Source organism: Streptomyces sp. NPDC032721, assembly GCF_055579625.1.
The window spans coordinates 29719-52844 of the sequence record NZ_JBVIMX010000025.1; the positions used below are offsets into that span (position 1 = coordinate 29719).

The window sequence follows — 23126 nt, forward strand, 5'->3', positions numbered from 1 at the left end:
TGGCCGCCGGTGGGTGTCGGCGCGGAGACCGTCGTACTCAACTTCTGCTCCCGTCGGATGGCGCTCACGTTGGTGCTCGCGCGGAGGCTCACGGATGTGGTCGCTCAGAGACTCACGGATGCGGTCGCTCAGCGGCTCACGGATGTGCTCGCTCAGAAACCTTCACGAGTACCTTCACGAGGTTTTCACCAGGTGCTCACGATGCGCTCCGGATGCCCGGTGAACGGCCCCTGCGCGGCAGGGCTCGGCGCCCCTCGTGCGCCGAAATGCCCGCAGGGGTCGCCGGATCGGAGGACGAATCACCAGTTGTCCTGAACAACACCGTTTGCTCTGATAGTTCGCGGGTGCATACAGCAGTGCATACGACCCGTGCGCCACCCTACCGCCGACCTGGCACCCCCACTCCAAGTTAAGATCCCCGCGGGCGGGGTCGGCCATCAGGAAATGTGCAGGAGGAACGACTCTTCCCGGTAAGGGAATTGAGGAGCTGTGAGCCAGATAGTCGTCAAGCGCCCACCTCGTGCGCTGCCATCCGAAATTCCCGCTGAGCAGGTGCAGTTGCAACCGCCTCCGGAATTGCCGCGCGGCCAGCAGGAGGGCGCGCTGATGCAGATCCTGCCCATGCTGGGCATGGGCGGGTCCGTCGTGTTCTTCTTCATGACGCCGAACCCGATCATGCGCATCATGGGCATGGTGATGATCGCCTCGACGATCGCCATGGCCGTCGCGATGCTGGTGCGCTACCGGCGCGGCACCCAGGGAGAACTCGCCGATCTGCGGCGCGACTACCTCAAGTACCTCACCCGGACCAGGCGTACCGTCCTGGAGACCGCCCGCGTCCAGCGCGACGCGCAGTACTACCTGCACCCCTCCCCCGAGCAGCTCTGGGCGCTGGTCGCCGAGGGCAGCCGGGTCTGGGAGCGGCGCGCCGCCGACCCCGACTTCGGCCAGGTGCGCATCGGCCTGGGCAGCCAGCAGCTCGCCACCCCGCTGATCGCGCCGGAGACCGCCCCCGTCGACGAGCTGGAGCCGCTCACGGCGGGCGCGATGCAGCAGTTCCTCCAGGTGCACAGCACGCTGGACGGGCTGCCGATGGCCGTCTCGCTGCGGGCCTTCTACCACCTGACCGTGAGCGGCGATCCGGAGTGCGTACGGTCCACCGCGCGCGCGGTGGTCGGCTCGCTCGCCGCCCTGCACTCGCCCGAGGACCTGGTGATCGCGGTCGGCGCGGGCGCGGCGAGCGCGGCCGAGTGGGAGTGGGCGAAGTGGCTGCCGCACGCGCAGGCGCCCGGTGACGGGGACGGCGCGGGTTCCCGGCGGCTGATCGCGGGCGGGATCCAGGAGCTGGAGGACCTGATCGCGGGCCGTCTCGACGGGCGGCCCCGGTTCCAGCCCGGCGGGCCCGCGCTGCTCGACCAGCCGCACCTGATCGTGGTGATCGACGGCCTCTCGGTGCCGCCGATGTCCGTCCTGGCGTCCCCCGAGGGGCTCCAGGGCGTGACCGTCGTCGAGGTCGTACCGGGTGAGATGTCGGGCGCGCGGGGCGGTCTCTCCGTCGTCGTACGGCCGGACGTACTGCACCTGGAGTCCGGGGACGGCATGGTCTACGAGGGCGTGCCCGACGGCCTGAGCCGGGAGGCGGCCGAGGCGCTGGCCCGGCAGCTGGCGCCGCTGCGGATGGCGTCCGGCGGGGACGACGACGAGCCGCTGCTCGCCAACCTGGAGTTCACCGACCTGCTGGGGCTCGGCGACGCGGCGTCGGTGGACGTCGCCCGCACCTGGCGGCCGCGCTCGCAGTCGGAGCGGCTGCGGGTGCCGATCGGGGTCGGCGAGGACGGCAGCCCGGTGATGCTCGACCTCAAGGAGGCCGCACAGGAGGGCATGGGCCCGCACGGGCTGTGTGTCGGAGCGACCGGTTCCGGAAAGTCGGAGCTGCTGCGCACCCTGGTCCTGGGCCTCGCGGTCACCCACTCCTCCGAGACCCTGAACTTCGTCCTCGCGGACTTCAAGGGCGGCGCCACCTTCGCCGGAATGTCGCAGATGCCGCACGTCGCGGCCGTGATCACCAACCTCGCCGACGACCTCACCCTGGTCGACCGGATGGGCGACTCGATCCGGGGCGAGCTCAACCGCCGCCAGGAGATGCTGCGCGACGCGGGCAACTACGCCAACATCCACGACTACGAGAAGGCGCGCGCGGCCGGCGCCCCGCTCCAGCCCATCCCCTCCCTCGTGCTGGTCATCGACGAGTTCAGCGAGCTGCTGACCGCGATGCCGGACTTCATCGAGATGTTCGTGCAGATCGGCCGGATCGGCCGCTCGCTCGGCGTGCATCTGCTGCTCGCCTCGCAGCGCCTGGAGGAGGGGCGGCTGCGCGGCCTGGAGACGTACCTCTCCTACCGCGTCGGGCTGCGGACCTTCTCGGCCGCCGAGTCGCGGGCGGCGCTCGGCGTTCCGGACGCGTACCAGCTCCCCAACGTGCCGGGCTCCGGCTACCTCAAGTTCGGCACCGACGAGATGGTGCGCTTCAAGGCGGCGTACGTCTCGGGGGTCTACCGGAGCGGGGACCGGCGACCGCTACCGGGTGGGACGCTGCCGGTGGACCGGACTCCGGCGCTGTTCACTGCGGCTCCGGTGCCGGTGCGCTATCTGGCGCCTGCGGCCGGTTCCGTAGCGGAGGCGGGGGGTGCGGGCGGCACGGACGACGCGCTGTCGGACACCGTGCTCGACGTGATCGTGCGGCGGCTCGAAGGGCGCGGCGCCGAGGCGCACCAGGTGTGGCTGCCGCCGCTGGACAACCCGCCCACGCTCGACGAGCTGCTCCCGGGCCTCGCGGAGGTGCCGGGACGCGGGCTGACCCAGCCCGGGTTCGAGGGCGCGGGACGTCTGGTCGTACCCCTCGGCGTCGTCGACAAGCCTTTCGAACAGCGCCGCGACACGCTCTACCGGGACTTCTCGGGCGCGGCAGGACACATGCAGATCGTCGGCGGCCCGCAGTCCGGCAAGTCGACGCTGCTGCGCACCCTGGTCTCCGCCTTCGCCCTGACCCACACCCCGCAGGAAGTCCAGATCTACGGGCTCGACTTCGGCGGTGGCGGACTGTCGGCGGTCTCCGGGCTGCCGCACGTCGGCGGCATCGCGTCCCGGCTCGACCCCGAGCGGGTGCGGCGTACGGTCGCCGAGGTGTACGGGGTGATGGCCCGGCGCGAGGAGTACTTCCGCTCCGCCGGGATCGACTCCATCGCCACGTACCGCAGGATGCGCGCCCGCGGCGAGATATCGGTGACGGACCAGCCGTGGGGCGACGTCTTCCTGGTCGTGGACGGCTGGGGGACCTTCCGTACGGAGTACGAGGGTCTGGAGCAGCTCGTCGTGGAGATGGCGGCCCGCGGCCTCGGCTACGGCATCCACGTCGTCCTGACCGCGTCGCGCTCGATGGAGGTCCGCGCCAACCTCAAGGACCACCTGATGAACCGCCTCGAACTGCGGCTCGGTGACGTCATGGACTCCGACATCGACCGCAAGGTCGCGGTGAACGTGCCGCCGGGCGTCCCCGGCCGGGGCATCACCCCGGAGAAGCTGCACTTCATGGCGGCGGTCCCGCGGATCGACGGCATCAACTCCGACACCGACCTCTCCGAGGCGTCCACCGCGATGTCCCGCGAGGTCACCCGCCACTGGACGGCGCCCGGCGCCCCCGCCGTACGCCTGCTGCCGCGCGAACTGGCCGCAGCCTCGCTGCCGCACGGCAACGCACACCCGGAGCGCGGCATCGCCTTCGGCATCGACGAGAACCGCCTGGAACCGGTCTTCCTGGACTTCGACCAGGACCCCTTCCTCCTCGTCTACGGCGAGTCCGAATCCGGCAAGACGAACCTCCTGCGGCTCCTCATCCGCCAGCTGACAGAGCGCTACGACCCGTCCGCCGCCCAGTTCTTCGTCATCGACAACCGGCGCGGGCTGCTGGACGTCACCCCGCCCACGCACCTCGCCGAGTACGTGCCCATGTCCAACAACATGGAGCACCACGTGGACGCGCTGGAGGGCCTGATGCGCCGCCGCACCCCGGCGGCCGACGTCACGGCGCAGCAGCTGCGCGACCGCAGCTGGTGGCAGGGCCCGAACGTGTACGTGGTCGTCGACGACTTCGACCTGGTCTCGACGTCGAGCGGCAACCCGCTGGGCCGCCTCACCGAGCTCCTGCCCTTCGCCCGCGACGTGGGCGTCCGCTTCCTGATCGCGCGCAGCACGGCGGGCGCGAGCAGGGCGGCGTACGAACCCTTCATGCAGCGCATCCAGGAGCTGGGCGCGCAGGGCCTGCTGCTGTCCGGCGACCCGAACGAGGGCGAGGTCCTGGCGGGCCTGAAGCCCAGGCCGATGCCGGCGGGGCGGGGCTTCTTCGTGTCGCGGCGGCGGGGGAACCCGCTGGTGCAGACGGGGTGGGTGGACGGGCAGTGAAGGACACGGCTGACGCGGCCCGGATCGCCGTCGCGCGCAGGGAGTTCGCCGCGCTGCTGGGCGAGTTCCGGCGCAACACGGTGCTCGTACCGCTCGACGCGTCGGGCGGCCTGTGGACCGCCGAGTGGGGCGGGGTGCGGTGGATCTGCGCGTTCTCCGACGAAGCAGCGCTGGCGCGCTTCGCGTTCGCGCAGGGGGATGCCGGGCGGGAGTGGACGTACCAACGGGTGTACGGGGCCCGGTTGCTGGATGTGATGGTGCCCGCGCTGGGCGTGCCCGCAGGGGTGGCGCTGGACGCGGGAAGCGACGACGGGACGCTGTTCCCGCCGGTGGCAGGTGTCGTACCGGAGTCGGTCGCGGTGGATCTCGGGGGTGGCGAATGAGTGGGGAACAGCCGGATCTGGCGGCGGCGCAGCCCGCGTTCGCGCTGATCGCGTCCGGGATCAACGGTGCGCTCGCCGAGCTGAACGAGCAGGCCATGACCGGCCGGGCCACCGCGGGGCGCGGTTTCGCCGATCTCGCGCTGTCGGGTCTTGAGCTGGGGCACGCCGGGCTGACGGCGGAGTTCAAGACCTTCTGCGACCGCTGGGAGTGGGGCGTACGCGCACTGATGATGCGCGGCAACAACTTCGCGCAGGGCGTCGGCCTTTCCGCAGGCTCCTTCCACCAGCAGGAGCAGTACGTGAAGGACTCGTTCAAGGTCGTGGCGAACGGCCTGAACGGCAATCCGCATCTGACCGAGGACCAGGTCAAGGAGAAGAGCTGGGCCGAGATCGGCGCCCAGACCCCCACGGACAACGCGGACTGGAGCGGCGACTCCTTCCGGCAGGCGGGCACCGAGATCAAGGAGACCTGGCAGAACACCGGGTACGACGTGGTGGCCACCAACGCGGACTGGATGGAACGGACCGGGATCATCGACGAGGGGGAGCGTGACGGGGCGCAGTCGAAGCTCCGCGAGTTCTTCGAGCCGACCCCGGAAGCGGTGGCACAGCAGCGCGGCGAGGCACCGCCGCAGCAACAGGACACAGCTGCACAGGGTGGGGGCGGTCGCTGATGCCGGACTTCGGGGACGCGTTCGACAAGGTCGTCGGCGGGGCGTACGACAAGGTGCGCGAGGGGGTCGACTGGGGCAAGGAGAAGCTCGGGGAGGGCGTCGACTGGGGTACGGACAAGATCGGCGACGGCCTGGAGAAGGTCGGCCTCGAAGAGGCGGGTGACGCCGTCAAGGACTGGGGCGACGGTGTCGCGTCCGACCTGGGCGCGGAGGTCGGCGAGCAGCAGCTCGGCCAGACCGAGGACCCCGACGAGCTGATCCACGGCAAGCCCGCCGAGATCCGGGCGACGGCCAAGAACCTGCGGGACTTCGGGACGGCGTTCGGCCGGGTCGGCAACGGCATGAAGCAGCTGGACTCCAGCCACTGGAAGGGCGTCGCGGCCGACACCTTCCGGCAGAAGTTCGCTCCGCTGCCGACGGACTGGCTGCACGCGGCGGACGCGTGCGGGGACGCGGCGAAGGCCCTGGAGACGTACGCCTCGACGGTCACCTGGGCGCAGGGCCAGGCAAAGGAGGCGATAGCCCTCTACAAGGAGGGCCAAGCGGCCTCCAAATCGGCAGTCACCGCCTACAACGCCAAGGTCGACGCCTACAACGCCGCCCGCAACAACCCGAACCCGCCGCCCCGCCCGGAACCCTTCACCGACCCGGGCGCCGCGAAGACGGCCCGCGCGCAGGAGATCCTGAACGCCGCCCGCACCCAGCGCAACACCGCCGCGACCACGGCGAAATCCCAGGTCACCGCAGCCCTGGCGCACGCCCCTCAGGAACCGACGGGCATGGACCGGCTGAAGCTGGACGGCGCGGACTGGGCCATCGCACAGGGCACCGAATCGACGCACTTCCTCGGCGGCATCGCCAAGGGCACCATCGGCCTGACCAACTTCGTCCGGGGCGTCAACCCGCTGGACGCGTACAACATCACCCACCCCGCCGAGTACCTCAAGTCCACCAGCACAACCCTGGCGGGCCTGGCCACGACGGCGGCCCACCCGGACCGCGCGGTGAAGACCCTCTGGGAAACCGCCAAGAAGGACCCGAGCGAGTTCCTGGGCACGCTGGTGCCGGAACTGATCGGCACGAGGGGCGCGGGGGCGGCGATGAAGGGGGCGAATGCGGCGCGGCGGGCAGGGCAGGAGGCGGCTGCGGCGGCCCGCGCGGCCGAACACAACGGGGGCCCCAAAGCCCCCGGGACAGAACTTGACGGCAGCACGCCGGACACGAGGAGAACCGACGATCCCAGCGCCGACGGGCCCAATCTGCCCGTTGACCCGGAAACCGCCGAACTCTTCGCCAAGGCGCGCGAGGCCTTGGCCGAAGACCCTGACAAGCTGACCCGTCCCGAGGCACCGCTCAAGCAGGACCCCTCGGACCCCATCGACCTCGCCACCGGCGTCATGTACCTCCCCCAGGTCGATGTCGCGCTGCCGGGCGCTCTGCCCCTTGCCTTCGCCCGGCGGGTGGCCTCCAACTACCGGTCCGGCCGCTGGTTTGGCCCGTCCTGGGCCTCGACCGCGGACCAGCGCCTGGAGATTGACTCCGAGGGCGTCATCCTCGTCTGCGAGGACGGCCTCCTGCTGCCCTACCCGCACCCCGCCCCTGGCGTCCCGGTCCTGCCCACCCACGGTCCGGCCCGCCCGCTGGACACGGATGCCGCCGGGAATTACACGGTCACCGACCCCGACACCGGCCGGATCCAGCACTTCGCCACCATCGGCCCCCACCTAGCCCTCCTCACCCAGATCGACGACCGCAACGGCAACTGGATCACCTTCGAGTACGACGAGTCAGGCGCACCCACCGCCCTGGTCGACCACGCCGGCCGCCACCTGAAGCTCACCACCGAAGACGGCCGGGTCACCTCCCTGAGCCTGGCCGGTGCTGCCTCCGACGGCTCCGACCAGCAGATCGTCCGCTACGGCTACACCGGCGGCCACCTCACCTCAGTCACCAACTCCTCCGGCCTCCCCCTCGTCTTCACGTACGACGAGCGTGCCCGCGTCACTTCCTGGACCGACACCAACTACAGCCGCTACGAGTACGAGTACGACGATCAGGACCGCTGCATAGCGGAGGGCGGCACGGAGGGCCACGTCGCGCTGCGTGTGACGTACGACGACATCGACCCGGACACCGGTCTGCGCGTCACCACGGCCACCACCGGTTCCGGCGCCGTCCACCGCTACCTGGTCAACGACACCCACCAGATCGTCGCCGAGATCGACCCGTTGGGCGGCATCACCCGGTACGAACGCGACCGGCGCCACAGGCTCCTGTCACGCACCGATCCACTCGGTCGCACCACGCACTTCGAGTACGACTCGGAAACGGGCGGCGTGACCCGTGCCGTTCGCCCCGACGGCCGTGAGGCCACCGCCGAGCACAACGCGCTCGGGCTTCCCGTGCGGGTGACCGGTCCCGACCGTCTGACGATCCGCCAGGAGTACGACGAACGCGGCAACCGCACTGCGGTGACCGGCCCGTCGGGCTCCACCACCCGCTTCTCGTACGACGAAGCGGGCCGCCTCCGTTCCGTCGTCGACCCCCTGGGCAACGCGACCCAGGTCCGTACGGACGCAGCGGGCCTGCCGGTAGAGATCACCGACCCCCTGGGCGCGGTCACCCGCTACACACGGGACGCGTTCGGCCGCCCGATCACGATCACGGATGCCGTCGGCGCAACGACCCACTTCGACTGGACGGTCGAGGGGCAGCTCGCCTGCCGCACCTCCCCGGACGGCTCCACCAGTTCCTGGACGTACGACGGCGAGGGCAACTGCACCAGCCACACGGACCAGATGGGCGGCGTCTCCCTCTTCGAGTACACGCACTTCGACCTGATGAAGGCGCGCACTGGCCCCGACGGCTTGCGCTACGAGTTCCGGCACGACTCGGAACTCCGCCTGACCCAAGTACGTAACCCTCAGGGCCTGACCTGGGACTACTCGTACGATGCCGCAGGGCGCCTGGCCTCCGAAACGGACTTCGACGGCCGCACCCTCACCTACACCCATGACGCGGCGGGCCACCTGCTGACCCGCGTCGACGCCCTGAACCAGACCGTCCGCTACACCCGCGACGAGCTGGGCCGCATCCTCTCCAAGGACGCCGCCGGAGCTGTCACCACCTACACGTACGACCTCTTCGACCAACTGGCCGAGGCCACGGGACCGGACGCCACCGTCACCCTCCTCCGGGACCGCTACGGCCGCCTCAAGTCCGAGACAGTGAACGGCCGCACCCTCACCTTCGGCCACGATTCCCTGGGCCGCCGCACCTCCCGCCGCACACCCTCGGGCGCGAACAGTACCTGGACGTACGACGCTGCAGGCCGCCGCGACACCCTCACCACTTCGGGCCGCACCCTCACCTTCGAGCACGACGCGGCGGGCCGTGAACTGACCCGCCACATAGGCGAGACGGTCACCCTCACCTCCGGCTACGACACCCTGGGCCGCCTCACGGACCAGCAGGTCACACACGCGGGCCGCAGCGTGCAACGCCGCACCTACACGTACCGCGCCGACGGCAACCTCACCGGCATCGACGACCAACTGTCCGGCCCCAGTACTTTTACCCTCGACCGCGTTGGTCGGGTCACAACCGTCAGTGCCCACAACTGGACTGAGAAGTACACCTACGACGCGGCAGGCAACCAGTCCTCGGCCAACTGGCCCGCCACCCACCCCGGCCAGGAATCCACGGGCACCCGCGACTACACCGGCACCAACCTCACCCGCGCAGGCACCGTCCGCTACGAACACGACGCCCTCGGCCGCACCACTCTCCGCCAGAAGCCCCGCCTCTCACGCAAGCCGGACACCTGGCTCTACACATGGGACGCGGAGAATCACCTCACCGCGGTCACCACCCCCGATGGCACCCGCTGGCGCTACACCTACGATCCGCTCGGCCGCCGCACTGCAAAGCAACGCCTAGGGGAGGGCAACGAAACTGTCGTAGAACGCACAGACTTCACCTGGGACGGCACCACCCTCTGTGAGCAGATCACCACCTCCCTCACCCTCCCGAACCCGGTTACCTTGACCTGGGACCACCATGGACTCCGCCCTCTAACCCAGACGGAGCGCGTAACCTCCGCCGAATTCCCCCAAACCAAGATCGACGAACGCTTCTTCAGCATCGTCACCGACCTCATCGGCACCCCACGCGAACTAATCGACGAGCAGGGCAACCTTGCCTGGCGGGCGCGGAGCTCTTTGTGGGGGACAACTGCATGGTCAACAGCAAGTGGGACGTATACACCGCTCCGTTTCCCCGGGCAGTACTTTGACCCGGAATCAGGACTGCACTACAACCACTTCCGCCACTACGACCCAGAATCGGCGCGCTACCTCAGCCAGGACCCTCTGGGCCTGGCACCAGCAAACAACCCGGCGGCGTACGTCCACAATCCTCAGACATCGAGCGACCCATTGGGGTTGGCGCCGTACTCCAACGGTGGTGGGCTCAACCTGGAGGATCTCGGCGACGGGTGGTTCAGGAGCCCAGAGGGACTGGATTACGGACCGGGACGAAATGGTGAGCACCGCATCACCCATGTACAGCAACACGGCAGCGACGTGCCCGGCAAACCAACCCATGGAGTGTTCGATACCGGAGGAAAGGGAATCCTCGAAACTGTGGACGAGTCGTGGAGCCTCCGCGACGGAGCCGTTTCCGTGAACGAGCAGGGAGCTCGCACGACATACATAATCCCAATGGGAAGGCAAGTGGGATTCAACCCCAGCGAAAAATTCATATCCATAACCGTCGAATACGGAAATGAAGTAATAACAGCTTTCCCGAGGAGTTGGCGATGAATCCCAAAGTAGTTTGCGTACACTGCGGTCAGGACTGGCTGCAAAAATACCGCCTAAAAAGCAGTCGCGAGGATTTCTGGGCCTGCCCGGAATGTGAGTCTCTGTGGCTGAATGGTCAGGACCTGGGCGAGGAGACGGAATTGTACATCAGTGAGTTCATTGAATCTCGGGGAACCGATTGGGACGACGCAGAGAAAATCCAATGACTTGAACAGGAATTACTGGCAGACGCCCAAGCCGGAGTGGCATAGAGTAGCGTAATGACAAACCGCAGCGAATACGCAGGGCGCGTCATGCGGAAATTCGGGGAACTCGAATGGTTCAGATGCGGAGGTGACGTCCACCCTGCCTACGGGTATCAGCAGATGTCCAACCTTGGAATGCGCTATGCCCACCACTCTGTCGCGCTGGAGGGATTACTCAAGTGTGCCATCGAACAGACGCCAACGATCATGACGTGGCGACTTGACACCTCTGGAAAGAATTGGGCACTTTATCCGGAGCGAATCTTCGAAGAATCCGGCGGAATCGACTCTCAAGACTTTCTTGAAGTGTCACAGAATATCGTCGTGAACGACCAAGATTTCTGCATTTCCTCCTTCCAAGACCTCGGAAATATCCTTCACCAATTGAAGGCCATCCCGCCCGTGGAAATCGAAATAATGCGACACGTCTGACCGTCAGGTAGCATTCCTCGCACCAATGGCGGACCGGAGGACTCACGCTGTCATGGCTAAGGAAATTAGCCATGACAGTGTGCGAAGGGAAACTGCTCAATTTGATCCACGTGATTACTTCTGGCACCACTCCCCATTACTTCTGGCACCACTCCCCAGGCAGTACTCTAGAGACTTTCTGTCATGCCTTCCGCACCTCCTTCCAAGGAGCAAAGTTGATGGCAAGTGAACTGACAAGTACGGGACGGCCATGGATACGAGTCGTGGCTCCCCCTGTAAAGGAGATACCCATCGTTTCCAGGGCCGAGGATCGCGAACCCCTGTCGGAGGAATCGAGGGCTACCCTCCTGAAGAAGGTCCAGGACGCCTCCTTGGAGATACTGGAAGTTCCTGGAATCATTCCGCTAGGCCCCACCGTTACTCAGGCCTGGCAGTCGGTGGCAGGCGATGTGGAACCCGTAGCATCCCTCCCCCTCTCCAGCCTCGGCGGAGATATCCATACTCAATGGTTGCACCACGCCCGTAGGACCGGAATCTTCGATGAAGATGAAACATTCCTCGTCACAGTGGTTAGTACCGGAAGCCACGGGGTGGGGTGGGTTCACGTCAAAATTACACCTGAGACTGACATCTCTCGGCTACGAGACGATCAGGACTGTGTCGAGTTCATCGCGTGCTCAAATTCGGGGGACAACATTTGTGGCGTAACCGCTGAAGAGTACGATTACTGGATCGTTGCATTTCCCGCCCCCATCTGAGGAAATTGAGAGATTCCACAAGGAAAGCAGACAGCAGTGGCGGGCCAAAGCAGCATCCGAATCATATCCATTGAGGAAGAAATGGGGCCGCACACGATCTGCGTCGTTCGCTGCACATCAGGCGAGGCAAGGATCGGAATGTATTTCACCACCTCCCGTCAGCAGCAGGGAGGGGTAACAATGGAGAGCATTCAGTGGTACGGAAAAATTGTATCGGCACTGAACGAGACTCACTCCGGCAAAGTCACTTTCTCCGGAGACGGACTGACGCTTCTGACGGAGGGCGACACGATCCATAGCTTCAACTGAGAACTCGTACTCACACCTCAAGAGAAATGTCGGCCCTAAGGTCTTCTCAGCCTCGACGCAGCGCTACGTTTGGAAGCGAGCAAGGGACCATTGCGAGGGATACTTGGTGGGCATGCAAAGGAATACAGGATTCGCCGTGCGCAACAGCGAGTATCTTGCGCCGCTGTACGGTGCAGTGCTGCCCGCTCTGGACCGTGTGCGGATTCGCTCGGTCCAGCTCAACTGGCGTGGGCCGACTTTGACTTTGCGCCTTGATCTGCCCGATCCACCCCTCCCCCTGCCGACGGAATGGGTAAGTGCCGGGGTCGATGCGGTGCAGTGTCATTTCGAGTTCATTGGGGTCGAGGATCTCTCGCTCTGCGGCTGGAGCCCGCCCGTCATGGGCAGTTTGTCGCTCACGTCGCCGGATGACAGACACAGAATCTGGGTGGCTGTGGAGACGGACGAGGCCGTGATCCTTCGGTTCAGTTGTTACTCCGATGTCCTGGCCGGCCACTTGAGTGGGTTCCGTCTGGGGCAGGACGGGGCGGACAGCGGCCCGCATCTGTTCGCGAATTATCTTGACCGCCGACTGCACGCGACCGTGCCGGAACCTCACGTGGAGAACTTCTTTGAACGGCGCTGATGCCGGCCCTTCCGGTTCTGCTCGGAGCATCCTGGTCGATCCTTCTGTGCTCAGTGCCTGCGATCTCTTCTACATCCAAATCGACGAGCGTCAGTGCGCGGTCACCTTGGGTTTCGAGATTCAGGACGGGGAAGCCGGCCCCGCTCTCATCCCCAGCTTCAGGACCGACGAGCGGCACAACGCGATCAAGTTCTCACTCGTATTCACGGGCGTACGGGGTCTCGTGGTGAGCGGCTGGGTGCATCCGGGGCAAAAGCAGGTGCGGCTGGAAGAGCGGCAGGGGCGCGTCGTGGTGACCGCAGAGGCTCCGGGCTCTTCGCTGTCCTTCGATGCGGCGTCTTGCTCTTTGGTACGCATTCGCTCCTTTTTCGCCTCCTCTGTTGAGTGAAGTGGCGTGGGCCTTTATCCCGTATGTTGATTTCTGTGAGCTTGAGTGAAGGCGCGTCCCCCGTTCCCCGGCCCGTGAAGGAAAACCCCGGTCTTCTTCAGATCTATGAGTTCGAAGCCTCGGCGGGTTCCTGGGGAACGTGCGTGGTCAGGTGCGTGGGCGGTGAGGTACGGCGTGGTGACACGTTGGTCCTCGGGGACGGAGACGTACCGCGGTTGGTCTTTACGCTGGAGAAGATCCAGCGGTACGAGAAGGTGGTGGTCGAGGCCTTTGATCCGCCTCATGCGGCTCGTGTGACTCTGGTCGGGGAAGGGACCGAGGCACTCGCGATGGGGGACATTCTTCGCGTTCGCGAGACAGGAGTCTGAGCGGCGAGGGGCCGGGCTCCGTTGCCGGTGGGCCCGCCCTCTCTGTGCGCGGCTCGGTCAGCGCACGTACATGATGAAGGACTGCCAGGCGGCGCGGGGAAAGGTCAGGACCGGGCCGGCGGGGTGCTTGCTGTCGCGTATGGGGATGAGGTGGGGGAGGTTGTCGGCGATCTCTACGCACTCGTTGTTCCCACCGCTGTACGTACTGGTGCGCCACCTCGCGCCCGAGAGGTCCGGCGTGGTTCGGCCTGCGCTCGTCATGCTCTGTTCTCCTTGACCCGGCGGTGGATGACCGTGCGGGATTCCACCGGGGAGAGGGCCGACTTGGCGGCGTTGTCGAACAGGTGCTGGTAGCGCGCGACCTCGGCCTCTCGCTCCAGCCAGACCGACCCGGACGGGTTGTCCACCAACACGACGTCGAGCGCCCCCTCTTCGGGGAAACCCAGCAGTACGTACGGGCCGAACATACTCGCATGGGCCCCGCGGGAGAACGGCAGGACCTGAAGGGTCACATTGGGCAGCTCGGAGACCGCGAGCAGGTGGTGAAGCTGCTCGTTCATCACCTGCGGTCCGCCCACCTGTTGGAGGAGTACGGCCTCCGAGAGAACGGCCCACATGCGCAGTGGTGAGGCGCCGGTGAGACGCTCCTGACGCGCGATGCGCACTTCTGCGAACCTGTCGACTTCTTCGGCCGTATCCCACGAGCCGGAGGCGATCGTCACCGCACGGATGTAGTCCGGAGTCTGGAAGAGCCCCGGCACCAGCTGAGCCTGGAAAGAGCGGATCGAGTCGGCGGTGTCCTCCAGGGCGATGTAGTCGCGGTACGTGTCGGCGAGTACGGAGGCGTACTGGTTCCACCAGCCTTCCCTACGGCGGCGGTTGGCCTTGCGGGCGAGCGTGCCCAGGCGGTTGCGCAGGTCGGGGTCGGAGACCTCGTAGGCAAGCAGCATCGCCGCCAGGTCGGGCAGCCGGACGGCGACGCGGCCGTTCTCGATCCGGCTGATCTTGCCCTTCGTACAGTCGAGAGCATCGGCGGCCTGGCTCGTCGTCATGGCCGCCGCTTCCCTCAACCTGCGGAGTTCGCCGCCGAGTTGGCGGCCGAGGACGGTCGACGGATTCGGTGTGGTGCTCTTCGGCAGCATGCCCTCACGTCTAGCAGAGGGGACGGTGTCTTGCGTCGCGATTAACTCGAAAGGTGGAACATTGGAATGATGCCTGTCGACAACGTTGCAGACTCGCATGATCCGCAGGCACTCTGCTGAACACGGAAGCCCGAATCTCAACTCGCCTTGGGGCGTGGCTGGTTCCGGCGGTGACTTCTACCCCTTGGGGGCCGTCATGACAGAGCGATCCGTACCGAACGATGTCGAGAACGAAGCCGTCTTCCGGCTGTCCCGCAGCCGCAGGAGTGTGCCGCGGGCCCGGGCTGCCTTGCGGGCCGTGCTCGGGGAGTGGGCCGTGGACGGAGAGGGGGTGGAGAGCGCCCTGTTGGTGGCCTCCGAGCTGGTGACCAATGCCGTACGGGTACCTGTTCCGCAGGGGCGGCTCGTGGAGGTGCGTGTCCGGTACGCCGTCGGGGCGGGGCTGCTCACCCTGGAGGTGAGTGACGCGGGGGACGGTGTTCCCGAGGCTCGTGTTCCGGGGGATGACGAGGTTGGGGGGCGTGGGCTGCTGGTGGTGCAGGCGTTGGCCGCTCAGTGGGGAGTGCGGAGGCGGGCCGGTGGGGTGGGCAAGACCGTGTGGGCGGAGGTGAAGGCCGCGCGGTTGGGGGTGCCGGTGGTCGTCGACCCGACCGTTGCGGCGGTCGCGGTGCGGCCGGGGCAGGAAGTGCGGGTGTGGGGGTCGTGGCGTGTGGTGTGCAGCGTGCAGTACGCGGCGGACGGGCGGGCCGTTGTGATTGGGCTGGATGAGGGGCCCGCGTTGCGGCTGCGTGGGGCGGAGCCGTTGACCGTGCGGGGTACGGGTGTGGGGGCATGACTCGGGGTGGGCACCTCCCGCGTGTGCCCACCCCTGGTCGTGTGCGTGCCTGGCCTTGGTGGCCGTAACGGCTGTCAGAGCGTGAAGTAGCCCGCTGCCTTGATGTCGCCCGACTTGTACCGCATGACGGCCTCGTCGATCTGCTTCGATATCTGGGACAGCGAGTCGTGGATGCTGCGGGCCTGCTGGTCCCACTGGTTCTGCGAGTTGTTGTACTCCTCGCGGGCCTTGCCCGCCCAGAGTTCGGAGACGCTGGCGATCTGCGCCTTGATGGCGGCGAGGTCGCCCTCCAGGTTCTTCGCCTGGTTGCGGACCTCACGGGCCGCGAGCTCCAGGGCGTGGTACGTGACGATCATCGAGCCGGGTTCGTTCGACGGCATGGGTGCCTCCGGAGTGGTGGGTGGGAGTGGTGCCTGGTGTGCGGCGGGTGGTGGCGGGTCAGAACTTGTTGAGGTTCGAGGTGTTGGCCTCGGCCCTCGCGTCGCCCTGGTAGCCGTCCACCACGTCCACGCCGCGCATCGCCTGGAGGATCTCGTCCTCGGTGTTGCCGCCGATGGTGCGGGCCGCCTCGATGCCCTCCTGGAACTTCAGGAGCAGCTTGCCGATGCGGACGATGCTCTGGTTGACCTCGGCCTGCTTCGTGTTGAACGCGCCGGCGCCGATGCCCTGCCACTGGCCTTCGAGGCTGTCGATGGTGCCGTTGAGGCGGTGCAGCTGGCCCTTCACGCTCTCGAAGCTGTTGGTGAGGGTGGTCTGCAGGCGGGTGAGTGAGTGGTCATCAAGCCTTTGGCGGTCTGACATGGGTGGCTTCCTTTCGGAGGGTGTGGCGTGTGGGGTGTGGGACAGGTGGTCTGAGTGGTTTGAGGGCTCAGGAGGCGCGGCGGCGGAGTACGGCGAAGGTGCCGGCGGCCAGGGCCAGGGCGGCGGCTGCGATGCCGCCGATGAGGAGGGGGGTATTGGTGCCGTCGCCGGTATCCGCATCCTTGGAGGTGGCGGCCAGACCGGCGGAATCCGGTTTCTGGGTTGCCTTCGGCGGCTTGGTGGGAGCGGCGGAAGGGACGGGCTGCACTCGGGAGATCAGCCTCTTGGAGTCCGGCTTGCCCGGGTTCCCCTTGCCCTGGAGCACCGCCTCACGTGGACGGATGGTGCCGAAGCCGTGGAAGTTGTTGTGCGTACGCACGTCCCAGCTGCGGCTTGCCGTGTCGTAGAGCACTCGCAAGACTTGCTGCGCCGTCCAATCGGGGTGCATCGACCAGATCAGGGCCGCCGAGGCAGAGGTGAGGGCCGCTGCGGCCACGCCACCTCCATTGCCCTGGCAGTAGCGCTGGAACTTCGCATCGCACCAGCGCGGAGTGTCGACGCCGGGAGCTGAGAGGTCCACGTCCTTCCCATGCTGCGAGAAGTCGGCCGCCTTGCCCGACCGGTCGATCGATGCGACACCTACTACATCGATTGATTTCGCAGGAGACTGCGGCTTGTTTCCCTGCTTCGCGTTGTCTCCCGTACCGGTAATGATCAACTTGCCTTTGCCGAACGCGTACTCGTAGGCGTTCGCCAAGCCCGGCACGGGGTTCGCGCCGACCACGCTTTCGTTGCCGACCGAGACATGGATGATCTTGGCGTCGCTGTCCGCTGCAGCCTTCACCGCGCGGTACACCGGATCGTCGATGCCTTGCAGCTCGTTGTGCTTCAGGAGCGGCACCCGATACGGAATGATCTTCGCGCCCGGCGCCAGGCCCCGGATGCCGCCGCCTGCGCCCGTTCCGGCAATGAGCTCTGCCGTGGTGGTCCCTTGGCCGTTGAGGTCTTCGGTCAAGGGGCTGCTCCCCTCGCGCTTGCTCGTGTCCAGGCCGGGGAGCACCTGTCCCTTCAGGGACGCGGTGTTCGGGTTCACACCGGAGTCGACGACGGCGATCTTGATGCCCTTACCCGTGGAGACCTTCCACATTGCCTCGGCCTGCATCGGGCCCAAGTACCACTGTTCCGGGGCCGGCTGCGCGGCCGCAGCAGGCGGCGCTGCGGCCGCGAGCCCGATGGCGCACGTCCCGACCGCAGCCAGGGCACGCGGCACCCACCGCTGTCGCCTTCGGAGTTGGCTCGTTCCTGCCGTCATGCTGACTTCCGGACCTTTCGTCGTACTCAGCCGATCACTGGAGGCACGGTGCCGGGGCGCCCTGCCGTCCATGTCTCTTCGTCCTCGGTCAGGTAGTCGGGACGCTTCGAGCCCTCCTGATCGCGGGGCTCGTCGGGGTTGCGGGAGCCTGCCGGGCCCCGGACGAGTCCCGCGCCGCCCTGGGTGAAGCCGCCCGTGGCGGTGCGGCCGGCCGAGGCGGCGTTGTTCCGGGGCGTGCCGACAACTCCGTTGACGGCGGGTGCAGTTCGGCCGGTTTGGCGGGCGGAGGTACCGGCTGCGGGCTGCGCGCCGATGGCTCCGCTCGTGGGGACACGACCGGTTGTGGTGCGGGACTGGGCCGCGTTCTCGCTGCCGACGACGGTCCCGCGAGGGATACGAGTGCCCGAGGTGCCCTGGGTGGTGCGCTGGGCGTTGCCGCCCGTGATGCCTTCGACGCGTCCGGTACGTCCCATGGGGGGTTGGCCGGTGGTCCCGGCGCGGCCCGTCGGGGGCTGCCCCGTCGTACCCGTGCGACCCATCGGGGGCTGACCGGTCGTACCCGCGCGGCCCATCGGGGGCTGGCCCGTCGTACCCGCACGCCCCATGGGCGGCTGGCCGGTGGTCCCCGCGCGGCCCATGGGCGGCTGCCCGGTCGTACCGGTGCGGCCCATAGGAGGCTGTCCCGTCGTACCCGTACGGCCCATGGGCGGCTGGCCCGTCGTCGCACGCCCCATCGGCGGCTGGCCCGTGCGGCCGACCGGGTTGCTCGGCATGGCCGGGGCCCTGACCTGTCCGGTCCGGGCCGGCGGTGCGTACCCGGGGACCATCGGCGGAGGCGTGCCGAAGGTCGGCTGCCCGGGGAGGGCGGTGGGCGGTGCCGCCGGGGGCGCTCCGGGAGCGGGGGCAGGTGCCGGTGCGGGCGGTGCCGCTGCCCGGGCGAGTTCCATCGATGCGTCGCTGCCGGGCGCGACCCCTCCGGCTGCCACACCGCCAACTGCCGCGCCGGGCGCCGTGGCAGCCGGGGTGCCGGCCGCTTCGGCCTGCCCGCCGGCGGCGGCCGGCGCCGCGACCGCGTCGGGGCGGGCAGTGGCGGGCAGCGCGGTGGCGGCGGCCATGCCCATCTGCGCCGTGCTGCTCCGGGCTGCCGCCTCGGACGGGCCTCCGTCACCGCTGGGCGGCGGCACGTTGGCCTTCAGGATCTGGTCGAACGCCGGTGGTTCCTGCAACGCCAGGGTCTGCTGTGACACCGCGTAGAAGGACGAGAGGCGGTTCATCTGGTTGATGGCCTCTTGACGGTCCTTCTCGACTTTGACCGCCGCGTCGTACGTCGCGCTGCCTTCGACCCTGCCCGGCAGAGGTATGTCCTCCACCTTCCGCTTGTCGAGGCGGGAGTCCCTGGGCGGCATCGCCTTGTGCACCGAGGCAAGTCCGGTACCCGCAACGGTGATCTGGGTAGCAGCCGTATCGGCGAAGTCGCTCAAGCCCTGGGCATGGGTGACAAGCCCCAGTCCGAACTTCTGGAACTGGGTAGCTCCTTCGCCCTTCCAGTCAACTGCGGTGACGAAGTCCTTGAGCTCCTTGGCCGCCGCCCGCAGGGCGTCCCTGGCCGCCCAGAGCGCGGCGCCTGCGTTCTCCAGATCCTTGGGGTTCGCCTGATCGACCAGGTCGATCATCGCGTTGAGATCGTGGCCCTCGAAATTGGTACGCGTGGCGAATCCCGGCACGCCCGGCGGCCTGAGCATAGGTGAGGGCCACGGCGCGGCGGGTGCGTCCGGCCGCATCAGCAGCGAGCGCGACTCGGAGAACCCGCGCAGCGAGTCGGCTCCCTTGATCTGCTCCTGGACTTCGGTGAGGTCCTGCTCACTCGCCTTGGGCACAGGGTTCTCAGGCGTTGTCACAGTCCGCTCCCGTCATTCGCGTCCCCCGAGCTGGGCGGAGTCGTCACGGGGCCCTGTGTCCCGTAGCCCGCCTGGTCGCGCTCCCTAATCTGCTCAAGCCCGGCCTGGTAGACGTTCTGCCGTGCCCTGTCCTCGTCCCGTGCCTCGTCCAGGCGGTCCCTGATCGCCTGGTGCCGCCGCCGCACGTCCTCTTCCACGTTGTCGTAACCGACCTCCGCCGCATGCACCCCAATGCTCAGCAGCTCGATCTGGTCGCCCAGCGTCTTCGACAGTGAAGTCAGCGACTGGTGCACCCGGTTGTACTGGCTGTACAGCCCGTCCGCCTCCGCGAACGTCGCCGAGCCGCCGCTCAGCGACGCCCGGGACACCGTCTGTGCCGCGAGCTTCGTGCGGCCCCCGTCGCTGCCCTCCAGCTCGCTCAGCAGGACGTTGACCCGCTTCTGGAAGCGGCGCAGCGCGCCCACTCCCTTTTCCAGATCGCTCACGATCCTGTGACCTCCCCATCCCCGTTTGCTCTACCCGCACCGGTTGCGATCGCAGTGAACGCAAGCCCCACCCGTCACACCAACATCACTGTAACCAGTTACCTGCGTATGCCAACCGGCTTACTGGACTGGCTGTTTCCGCGATTACAGAAACTTCACGACCCTAGATGGGTACTTGTCCCACCCGTCCCGACTTGCGGTGTTCCTGCTTCGCAACTGTTACCGCTGTGTCCTCCGCCGCCGCGCGTCCCGCGTCGCCACCGCCGCGCCCCCGATCGCCGCGACCAGCACCCCGCCGCCCACCACCACGTACGTGGCGAGCCGGGAGTCGCGTTCCTGGGGGGTCTCGCCCAGGGTCAACCGGGCCGGTTCCGGGGCCCGTACGTCCGTCGAGCCGCCGTCCGGGACCGGTGCCGCGGCGGGCGGGTGCTCGTCCTCGGTCAGCGCGCGGACCGGGTCGACCACGCCCCAGCCGACCAGCCGGTCGTGGCCGGGGACGGCGCGTTCGGCGGTCTGCTGGATCTGCGTGACGATCTGCTGGCGGGTCCAGCCAGGGTGTTTGGCCCGCAGCAGGGCCGCCACGCCGGTGACGTACGGCGCGGAGAAGCTGGTGCCGTTGTCCGTGCAGTGGCCGCCGCCCGGGACCGTGGAGACCATGTCCACGCCCGGCGCCGCGACTCCGACGAAGTCGCCCGACTGGGAGAAGGCCGCCCGCTCGTTGTTGCGGTCGGAGGCGGCCACCGCCAGAACTCCCTCGTAGGAGGCGGGGTAGGTCGGTTTGACGTTGCCGCCCAGGCCGTCGTTGCCGGCCGAGGCGACGATGACGATGCCCGCGTTCAGCGCCTTGTCGACGGCGCGGCGCAGGACCACCGTCGGTTCGGTCGCGTTCGCCGTGTCCTGCGAGATGTTGATGACCTGGGCCTTCTGCGCGATCGCGTGCTCGATCGCGGTCGCCAGGGTGAGCGCGTTGCCGTGGCCCTCGGCGTCGTTCTGCTGGATCGGGATGATCGTGGCGCCGGGGGCTAGGCCCGCGAAGCCCGTGCCGCGGGCCTGGCGGGCGGCGATGATCCCGGCGACCTTGGTGCCGTGGCCGACGGTGTCCGTCGTGCCGTACTCGTTGCCGCGCGGGATCGGGGTGCCCTGTTCGTCCTTGAGGCCCTTGGGCAGGACGTTGCGCCCGCTGCGTACGTCGACCGCCGCTTTGAGCTGGGGGTTTTTGGTGTCAACGCCGCTGTCGATGACGGCCACCCGCACCCCCTTGCCCGTCGACTGCCGCCACAGCTCGTCCAGCAGTACGCGCTGGAGCGCCCAGGGGCGGCCCTCGTACGGCTTCCCGGGGTACGTGCACTGACCCGCGTCCGCGGGCGGGGGCGGCGCTGCCAGGGCTGGCGTGGCCGCCGGTATTGCCAGCAGCGGTACGGCGACGGCCCCGGCGAGCCCGTACCGCACACCCGTGGCCAGCAGGCGCGAACCCACGCGCGCCACCCCCCTCACGAGCCCTGCGGCTGGCTCGCCGCGCCCGTCGAGAGCCTGGGTCCCGTCGGCAGGAACGCCGACCAGGCCGCCGGTACCGGAGCAGGCTCGACCTCCTTGTAGCCGAGGCGGTTCTGCGCCTGAGCTGCCTCCTGCTGGGCCGCCTGCCGCTGTTCCTTGGTGCCCTTCTTTCCGATGCCGCCGTCGGGGTCGCCCGTCGCGCTGTCCCCGTTGGACTGCATCGCGTACCGCAGGCCCGTGTCGGTGACCAGGAAGACGAAGCCCGTGCTGGTCTCGGAGCCCTGGAACTGGCGGAAGAGCTGGCCGGAGCCGGGAGTGACGTACGCGCTGCTGCCGCCCTTCGGCAGCGAGGCCGGGAAACCGGTGCCCGCCCAGGTGCTCAGCGTCGTGGCGCCGGTCGACTTGCTGACTCCGCGCAGGACGTTGCAGACCGTGTCCCGCTCGCCCTCCGACGAGGAAGCGGCCGAAGAAGTGCCCTGTGATTTTGGCGAATTGACTGGTTTCGGTGCCGCTTGCGGCCATTTACGACCGGCCCCGAAAGGCGCTCCCGGTTCGAAGGCGCCGCCGCTGACCTCCGTCGGGCGGCCCGCCTGCTCCAGTGCGACCAGGGCGCGGCTGTTGATGAGGAGCTTGGCGGTGAAGTCCGAGACGGGGGCGACCCGGCCCTTGAGGACCACGTACTGCTGGCTCTTCGTGCCGTCGGTGGCGCGCAGCACCATGCCCACCTTGTTCTGCTCGGGGCGCAGCATTCCGGGTGCTCCCGCCGGGGTGCCCGGTGTGCCGTCCGCCGGGGAGAGGGCGGGGAAGTCGATCCGGTCGCCGTGGTGCAGCGTGGCCAGCCAGCCCGCCGAGACCCGTTGCGGGGTCCGGCCCTGGCCGACGAGCTGGCGCAGCAGCAGTTCGTCGCGGCCGACGGCGTACGCGGTTCCGCCCGCGTCCACCAGGTAGCGGGTGCGGGCCGGGCCCGGGCCCTCGACGTACAGCAGGTCGCCGCCGGCGAGCCGGGACGGGCCCTCGGTCTTGTCCGCCTCGCGCTCGGCGAACAGGAAGGCCGCCTTCTCGATCGCCCTGCCGCCCTCGCCCTGCCGCTCGCAGACCGCCCAGCGCTTGGCGGAGCCCGCCTCCTTGGGGTCCGGCAGCCGGTCGGGTCCGTACGGTATGCCGAGGGTCACGCCGTGCGGGATCTTGCCGCTGTCCAGCACGGATTCGTCGATGTTGACGACCTTGCCCTTGTCGGGGTCGAGGAGGAGGCGGGCGGAGGACATGTTGAGCACGGGGTGCAGCTGACGCTTGCCGTCGGTCTCCAACACCACATAGCGGGTGGTCGACTTGCTCGCGATGATCACGTTCTCGCCCGGCTTGTCCCATTCCTTCGGGGCGACCGGCTTGAACATCCCCCACGCACCGAATCCGGCGAGGACCACCACACCCACGATCACGCCCGGCAGTACGGCCCGCAACGGACGGGGCGCACCTTCTTCCGAACCGGTCGAACTGGGCTGCAGGAACTGGGCGATCAGTCTCCGCTTCGCAAATGTGTAGGCGTTGAGTTCATCCCGACGTGATGCCATCTGTCCGCTGTTCCCTCTCCCCGCTCAAGGCGCGACTGCCCGGGTACGCACCGGGCCTCCCGCCGTGGTGCCGCGCCCCACTATGCCTGCCGCTCCTGGTAACTCGCTGCTCCGGTACTGTGATC

General features: G+C 68.0%; 20 protein-coding genes. 11 read left to right on the forward strand and 9 right to left on the reverse strand.

The features are described from left to right. Positions 1-489: 489 nt before the first annotated feature. From eccCa to ACZ5PB_RS37320, 10 genes are all read left to right on the forward strand, one after another. Complete coding sequence (eccCa, locus tag ACZ5PB_RS37275; protein WP_468697491.1) at positions 490-4458, forward strand: type VII secretion protein EccCa; 3969 nt, start codon at positions 490-492, stop codon at positions 4456-4458. Continuing rightward, positions 4440-4841, forward strand: a complete 402-nt coding sequence (locus ACZ5PB_RS37280) for an SseB family protein (RefSeq protein ID WP_468697493.1) — start codon at positions 4440-4442, stop codon at positions 4839-4841. Before eccCa ends, ACZ5PB_RS37280 begins: the two co-directional genes overlap by 19 nt. Beyond that, positions 4838-5515: a hypothetical protein gene (locus ACZ5PB_RS37285; RefSeq protein WP_468697494.1), complete on the forward strand. Its 678-nt coding sequence runs from the start codon at positions 4838-4840 to the stop codon at positions 5513-5515. Before ACZ5PB_RS37280 ends, ACZ5PB_RS37285 begins: the two co-directional genes overlap by 4 nt. Further along, on the forward strand, positions 5515-10338 hold the full coding sequence (locus ACZ5PB_RS37290; RefSeq protein WP_468697495.1) for a putative T7SS-secreted protein: 4824 nt from the start codon (positions 5515-5517) through the stop codon (positions 10336-10338). The genes ACZ5PB_RS37285 and ACZ5PB_RS37290 overlap by 1 nt, the downstream gene beginning before the upstream one ends. Beyond that, positions 10335-10544, forward strand: a complete 210-nt coding sequence (locus ACZ5PB_RS37295; RefSeq protein ID WP_468697497.1) for a hypothetical protein — start codon at positions 10335-10337, stop codon at positions 10542-10544. The genes ACZ5PB_RS37290 and ACZ5PB_RS37295 overlap by 4 nt, the downstream gene beginning before the upstream one ends. 54 nt (positions 10545-10598) lie before the next feature. Continuing rightward, entirely contained in the window at positions 10599-11015 is a 417-nt protein-coding gene (locus ACZ5PB_RS37300; RefSeq protein WP_468697498.1) for a hypothetical protein, read from the forward strand. Between the two features lie 218 nt (positions 11016-11233). Continuing rightward, positions 11234-11773: a hypothetical protein gene (locus ACZ5PB_RS37305; protein ID WP_468697499.1), complete on the forward strand. Its 540-nt coding sequence runs from the start codon at positions 11234-11236 to the stop codon at positions 11771-11773. A 36-nt stretch (positions 11774-11809) separates the two neighbouring features. After that, positions 11810-12082: a hypothetical protein gene (locus ACZ5PB_RS37310; protein WP_468697500.1), complete on the forward strand. Its 273-nt coding sequence runs from the start codon at positions 11810-11812 to the stop codon at positions 12080-12082. Between the two features lie 136 nt (positions 12083-12218). Beyond that, positions 12219-12707, forward strand: a complete 489-nt coding sequence (locus ACZ5PB_RS37315) for an Imm50 family immunity protein (RefSeq protein WP_468697501.1) — start codon at positions 12219-12221, stop codon at positions 12705-12707. After that, on the forward strand, positions 12694-13095 hold the full coding sequence (locus tag ACZ5PB_RS37320) for an Imm50 family immunity protein (protein ID WP_468697502.1): 402 nt from the start codon (positions 12694-12696) through the stop codon (positions 13093-13095). Before ACZ5PB_RS37315 ends, ACZ5PB_RS37320 begins: the two co-directional genes overlap by 14 nt. Positions 13096-13520: 425 nt before the next feature. Here the strand turns inward: ACZ5PB_RS37320 and ACZ5PB_RS37325 are convergent, their stop codons facing one another. Beyond that, entirely contained in the window at positions 13521-13724 is a 204-nt protein-coding gene (locus tag ACZ5PB_RS37325; protein ID WP_468697504.1) for a DUF397 domain-containing protein, read from the reverse strand. Further along, positions 13721-14605 (reverse strand): helix-turn-helix domain-containing protein, encoded by an 885-nt coding sequence (locus ACZ5PB_RS37330; RefSeq protein ID WP_468697506.1) that lies wholly within the window; start codon positions 14603-14605, stop codon positions 13721-13723. Before ACZ5PB_RS37330 ends, ACZ5PB_RS37325 begins: the two co-directional genes overlap by 4 nt. A gap of 196 nt (positions 14606-14801) precedes the next feature. Here ACZ5PB_RS37330 and ACZ5PB_RS37335 point away from each other — a divergent pair, with 196 nt between their 5' ends. Continuing rightward, positions 14802-15440: an ATP-binding protein gene (locus ACZ5PB_RS37335; protein WP_468697507.1), complete on the forward strand. Its 639-nt coding sequence runs from the start codon at positions 14802-14804 to the stop codon at positions 15438-15440. A gap of 74 nt (positions 15441-15514) precedes the next feature. Here ACZ5PB_RS37335 and ACZ5PB_RS37340 read toward each other — a convergent pair whose 3' ends face one another. The 7 genes from ACZ5PB_RS37340 to eccB form a co-directional block, all read right to left on the reverse strand. After that, positions 15515-15820, reverse strand: a complete 306-nt coding sequence (locus ACZ5PB_RS37340; protein WP_468697509.1) for a WXG100 family type VII secretion target — start codon at positions 15818-15820, stop codon at positions 15515-15517. A 58-nt stretch (positions 15821-15878) separates the two neighbouring features. Further along, the gene (locus tag ACZ5PB_RS37345; RefSeq protein ID WP_468697511.1) at positions 15879-16241 is read right to left on the reverse strand and encodes a WXG100 family type VII secretion target; all 363 of its coding nucleotides are present in this window, start codon (positions 16239-16241) and stop codon (positions 15879-15881) included. Between the two features lie 67 nt (positions 16242-16308). Beyond that, the gene (locus ACZ5PB_RS37350; protein ID WP_468697513.1) at positions 16309-17511 is read right to left on the reverse strand and encodes a S8 family serine peptidase; all 1203 of its coding nucleotides are present in this window, start codon (positions 17509-17511) and stop codon (positions 16309-16311) included. Positions 17512-17579: 68 nt separating this feature from the next. After that, positions 17580-19451, reverse strand: a complete 1872-nt coding sequence (locus tag ACZ5PB_RS37355) for a hypothetical protein (RefSeq protein WP_468697515.1) — start codon at positions 19449-19451, stop codon at positions 17580-17582. Next, the gene (locus ACZ5PB_RS37360; protein ID WP_468697516.1) at positions 19448-19936 is read right to left on the reverse strand and encodes a hypothetical protein; all 489 of its coding nucleotides are present in this window, start codon (positions 19934-19936) and stop codon (positions 19448-19450) included. Before ACZ5PB_RS37360 ends, ACZ5PB_RS37355 begins: the two co-directional genes overlap by 4 nt. 219 nt (positions 19937-20155) lie before the next feature. Further along, positions 20156-21397, reverse strand: a complete 1242-nt coding sequence (mycP, locus tag ACZ5PB_RS37365; protein WP_468697614.1) for a type VII secretion-associated serine protease mycosin — start codon at positions 21395-21397, stop codon at positions 20156-20158. 29 nt (positions 21398-21426) lie between these two features. Then, entirely contained in the window at positions 21427-23001 is a 1575-nt protein-coding gene (gene eccB / locus ACZ5PB_RS37370; RefSeq protein WP_468697518.1) for a type VII secretion protein EccB, read from the reverse strand. Between the last annotated feature and the right edge of the window lie 125 nt (positions 23002-23126).

Coding starts and splice junctions, on each gene's coding strand:
- ACZ5PB_RS37285 (WP_468697494.1), top strand. CDS start 4,838: ATGAGTGGGGAACAGCCGGATCTGGCGGCGGCGCAGCCCGCGTTCGCG.
- ACZ5PB_RS37290 (WP_468697495.1), top strand. CDS start 5,515: ATGCCGGACTTCGGGGACGCGTTCGACAAGGTCGTCGGCGGGGCGTAC.
- ACZ5PB_RS37295 (WP_468697497.1), top strand. CDS start 10,335: ATGAATCCCAAAGTAGTTTGCGTACACTGCGGTCAGGACTGGCTGCAA.
- ACZ5PB_RS37300 (WP_468697498.1), top strand. CDS start 10,599: ATGACAAACCGCAGCGAATACGCAGGGCGCGTCATGCGGAAATTCGGG.
- ACZ5PB_RS37305 (WP_468697499.1), top strand. CDS start 11,234: ATGGCAAGTGAACTGACAAGTACGGGACGGCCATGGATACGAGTCGTG.
- ACZ5PB_RS37325 (WP_468697504.1), bottom strand. CDS start 13,724: ATGACGAGCGCAGGCCGAACCACGCCGGACCTCTCGGGCGCGAGGTGG.
- ACZ5PB_RS37330 (WP_468697506.1), bottom strand. CDS start 14,605: ATGCTGCCGAAGAGCACCACACCGAATCCGTCGACCGTCCTCGGCCGC.
- ACZ5PB_RS37335 (WP_468697507.1), top strand. CDS start 14,802: ATGACAGAGCGATCCGTACCGAACGATGTCGAGAACGAAGCCGTCTTC.
- ACZ5PB_RS37340 (WP_468697509.1), bottom strand. CDS start 15,820: ATGCCGTCGAACGAACCCGGCTCGATGATCGTCACGTACCACGCCCTG.
- ACZ5PB_RS37345 (WP_468697511.1), bottom strand. CDS start 16,241: ATGTCAGACCGCCAAAGGCTTGATGACCACTCACTCACCCGCCTGCAG.
- eccB (WP_468697518.1), bottom strand. CDS start 23,001: ATGGCATCACGTCGGGATGAACTCAACGCCTACACATTTGCGAAGCGG.